Raw genomic sequence first — 3,969 nt, forward strand, 5'->3', positions numbered from 1 at the left:
GTGCCAGTTCAGGTGGACGCCGAGCAGGTTGCGCAACAGCTTGACGGATTGGATCTCGGACATCGAATCTCCGGGCGATCGTGGCTCTAAGCGAGATCCATATATATCAAATGCTTAATGAGATATGTACTGTACTGAGGTAATTCAGTGAGAACTTTATGAACAGACTCTTAGGGGAGCCCAAGTCGGACGGTTCGGAGGCACGCAGTTGTGTCACCTGCCATGGGAAGGATCTGACCCAGCCGGGTCGGCAGGCCGGCCCAGGCCTGGGCACAGGTCATGGAGCCCGCTGCGCTGGGCAACCATTATGGGGACGATGCCTCGCTGGCGGAGGCGCGGCGGACTGAGATTGCCCGCTATCTCGCTGCCAACTCAGCCGATCAGGCCAGCGCGCCACGTTCCCGCGCCTTTGCCGTTGGCTTCGATGTCAAGGCGGGAACCGGGCTGCCGCGCATCACCGAGACCCCGGATTTCAAGCGCAAGCACGATGAAATCCCGGTCCGTTTGATCCAGGACAATCCGGAGGTCGGAAGCCTCAGCCAGCGCAACGCCTGCCATCGCCAAGCGGCTTAGGGCGACTACAACGAGCGCCAGATCAACATCCCCGGCCACGGCCCCTGGAAGGATTGAGCCGCAGTGGGTGACGGCCAGCGTTTTGAGGCCGGCAACCAACGATTGGTGGCCGGCCTCAACGCTGATTCGATCGCGTGAAACGACTGGCGCCTATGTTGACCTGGGAGAACCAGGAAGACACCGGGAAATCCCGTTTTGATCTTGCCGCCATCGAGCAGGACGACAAAGGGGCTTGGATCCGCGAGGTCTTGACGGCGAAGGAGGATGACGAGCTGATCATTTGCTGACAACGTCATCTAGGGTTTCGTCAGTGGCCGCCGGTTAAGCTGTGCCCAAGTCGCGATGGAACGCGGCCAACCACCGCTTCCCATCTAGCCACTGGAGTACCGACCCATGTTGACGCATTCACTTCATTCCCCCGCGCCCCGGAATCGTTTCCGTAACACACCGCCGCGCCAGGCCGGTTTCGTCCGGTTCCCCTTGAGCGCCGTCAAACGGACCACGGGACGTCGGTCTGTTCGGACTGAAGCCTGCGCGCCGAGCGCAATGGAGCCATCGCTCAGTATCGAGGAAGCCATTCGCGGCTTCGTCGATGCACAGCCCGGCCAGCTTTACCGAGGCGGAGCGTGAGGCGGAGTTGATCCACTCATGCAGATCAAGCGTTTGACCCTGTGGGATCGCGGAAATCAACACAGATCGATGTCACGAACGCTTGAGTGAGGCCCGCGACGAGTGCATGCTTGACTCGCTTGATGGCAACCTTATCCGGTTTGTCAGGCCAAGCCGTCCGTTCTGTTTACCCTGCCGATGCTCAAGGAGTTCACTCATGCGCCTGAACACAGCTTTGCTCTTGCCTTGTGTGCTGTTCGCCATTCCAGTCTCTGCTGCAACCTGGGAGGCGCTGCCCGAAACGCCCCCGATCCCGGCGGATAATCCGCAAACCGAGGCGAAAATTTTGCTTGGCAAAACGCTCTTTTTCGAACCGCGTTTGTCTGAGCATGGCACCCTGTCGTGTAATTCCTGTCACAACGTGATGGCCGGTGGGGACGACAACCGCCCGAATTCAATCGGCATGCACGATGCCCGCGGTGGACGCAGTGCGCCCACGGTGTGGAATGCCGCCTTTTACTCCGTGCAGTTTTGGGATGGGCGAGCCGCCACCCTGGAAGACCAGGCCAAGGGACCGGTGGTTAATCCGATCGAGATGGGAATGGGCGACCTGGATCAGGCCATGGCGCGACTGAAACAGATTCCGGGCTATCAGCCGCTGTTTGCCGCTGCTTTCCCCGACGAGACGACTCCCCTGTCAGCGGACAATACGGCCAAAGCGATCGCCGCCTTCGAGCGCACCCTCATCACCCCACACTCACCCTATGACCGCTATGTCAAGGGCGATGCAACGGCCTTGACTGAGCAGCAGGTCCGCGGCATGAACAGCTTCGCCGAGTTAGGCTGCACCGCTTGTCATGCCGGCCCCAATTTCAGTGGACCGACCTTACCGGTTGGAACCGGCTTTTTCATGAAATTCCCCACTTATCCGGGTAGCGCCTACGACACCCAATACGGACTCTTGGAAGACCAAGGGCGCTACATGGTCACCAAGGACCAGAAAGACAAACATCTGTGGCGCGTCCCGACCCTGCGCAACATCGCGCTGACGGCCCCGTACTTCAATCACGGCGGCGTCCCGACCTTGGATCAGGCGGTGCGCGTCATGGCCAAGGCGCAATTGAACAAAGAGGTCAGTGATCCTCAGGTCGCGGACATCGTCGCCTTCCTCAACGGACTGACCGGCGAATTCCCGGAGATGAGCCTGCCACGTCTGCCGGGAACGCCAGAGATGAGCGTCATTCCGCCGATCGATCCGCATCTGAAGCAGAATCCGCACCGCTGAGACAACCCAGGAGGGAGAGGGTGCTCGTCACATCCGCGCGCAACGGCCTGCGCCAGCGCCAAATCTGACCAATGGCTGATCGGGATGGACAGCGTTCGGTCAGGTGCTCGGCGTTAGGCTGTCTCTTTTCATGGTGACCTAACCGGCTCACTCCCTGCACGACCCACTCGACTATGAGACTCGCCGATGACGACCAAGACTTCTGTTCAGCCCCCTAACCTCCCGTCTGCAACGACGAGCGACCCTCTCCGCGTCTGGGATCCGCTGGTACGTACCTTCCATTGGACGCTCGCCGCCGCCTTTACGATTGCTTTCTTTGCCGAAGATGAGCTGCTCGGGGTGCATATCTGGGTGGGTTATCTGGCCCTGGCTCTGATTGCCGTTCGCGTGGTCTGGGGCGTGATCGGCACCCGCTATGCCCGCTTCAGTGACTTCGTGCGCGGGCCACGTCAGGTTCTAGCCTATCTGAAGGATGAGCTAGCCTTCCGTGCCCCACGCTATGTCGGGCACAACCCGGCCGGCGGCGCCATGATTCTGGCGCTGCTGCTGTCGGTTGCGATAACGGGCGTGACCGGTTGGGCGCTCACTGGCGGCGGAGAGGACTGGGAAGAGATCCATGAGTTCTTCGCCTATCTCTCCCTCGGGTTGGTGATCGTGCATGTCGCCGGTGTGCTCTTTGCCAGCCTGGTCCATCGGGAAAACCTCATCGGGGGCATGATCACTGGATTCAAACGGCGAGAAAACTGAGGCACGGCCAGCGAAAAGGCTGGTTCTGAACCGCCCCGGGTTTCTCGGAGGTTCCAACCTTGAAGAGCATGGAGCCATGAAGACATCGTCACGGAGGATCGTCTTCGCGACGATCTGGTGTCCGGCTGTTTCTCAGCAGCTTCCCTGAGGTGTCCTGGTCCTCGCCCCGGCTGTCGACGGTGAGGATCGCGAGTTTGTTACTTGATCGTAACGCCCTACCCGACCGATGTTACCAAGAAGAAACGCGCTTGGCGTAAGTAATTGATTTTGAGAGCCGCCGATTGCGGCACACCCTTTGCTCTCCGGATGGAGAACAAAACAAGAGGAGGCAGACAGGCATGACCGATTTCAGCAGACGCAAATTCCTCAAGACTGGTGGCATCGCCGCTGCGGCCGGGGCGGCGCTGGTTGGCACCGGCTTCGCCGGCGCGCAGGAGACCCCGCCACCGGGCGCCACCACCTTGCCCTACCCACGCGAGGGGATCGCCAGGCTCGGGACCCTCAAGGTCAATGTCCCCGTGCCCTTCAACTACCCGGACCCCGCGTCTTTCTGTCAGCTCATCAAGACGGGCCAGTCCGTGCCAGGGGGCATCGGCCCCAACGGCGACATCGTCGCCTTCAGTACCCAATGTACCCACAACGGTTGTCCGCTCAGCTACGACCCGGTCGCGCGTACCTTCAAGTGCGGCTGTCATTTCAGCATCTTCGATCCGGAGATGCATGGTCAGATGGTGGACGGGCAGGCGACCGAGAAC

General features: G+C 60.5%; 5 protein-coding genes. All 5 read left to right on the forward strand.

Features of this window, described 5'->3' with window-relative positions; genetic code table 11:
- Positions 1–279: 279 nt before the first annotated feature.
- A complete protein-coding gene (locus tag QZY07_RS01595) occupies positions 280–573 on the forward strand; it encodes a hypothetical protein (RefSeq protein ID WP_295399317.1) in 294 nt (97 codons plus the stop codon).
- Between the two features lie 152 nt (positions 574–725).
- A complete protein-coding gene (locus QZY07_RS01600; RefSeq protein WP_295399319.1) occupies positions 726–860 on the forward strand; it encodes a hypothetical protein in 135 nt (44 codons plus the stop codon).
- 539 nt (positions 861–1,399) lie between these two features.
- Complete coding sequence (locus tag QZY07_RS01605) at positions 1,400–2,467, forward strand: cytochrome c peroxidase (protein WP_295399320.1); 1,068 nt, start codon at positions 1,400–1,402, stop codon at positions 2,465–2,467.
- Positions 2,468–2,653: 186 nt separating this feature from the next.
- Positions 2,654–3,214, forward strand: a complete 561-nt coding sequence (locus QZY07_RS01610; protein ID WP_295399322.1) for a cytochrome b/b6 domain-containing protein — start codon at positions 2,654–2,656, stop codon at positions 3,212–3,214.
- Between the two features lie 338 nt (positions 3,215–3,552).
- Positions 3,553–3,969: arsenate reductase (azurin) small subunit (locus QZY07_RS01615; RefSeq protein ID WP_295399324.1), on the forward strand; the 417-nt coding region annotated here is incomplete at its 3' end.

It is taken from the genome of uncultured Thiocystis sp. (assembly GCF_903866365.1).
Taxonomy (GTDB): domain Bacteria; phylum Pseudomonadota; class Gammaproteobacteria; order Chromatiales; family Chromatiaceae; genus Chromatium.

Excerpts from the sequence above, each read along its gene's own strand:
- QZY07_RS01610 (WP_295399322.1), top strand. The coding sequence starts at position 2,654 with ATGACGACCAAGACTTCTGTTCAGCCCCCTAACCTCCCGTCTGCAACG.
- QZY07_RS01605 (WP_295399320.1), top strand. The coding sequence starts at position 1,400 with ATGCGCCTGAACACAGCTTTGCTCTTGCCTTGTGTGCTGTTCGCCATT.
- QZY07_RS01600 (WP_295399319.1), top strand. The coding sequence starts at position 726 with ATGTTGACCTGGGAGAACCAGGAAGACACCGGGAAATCCCGTTTTGAT.
- QZY07_RS01595 (WP_295399317.1), top strand. The coding sequence starts at position 280 with ATGGAGCCCGCTGCGCTGGGCAACCATTATGGGGACGATGCCTCGCTG.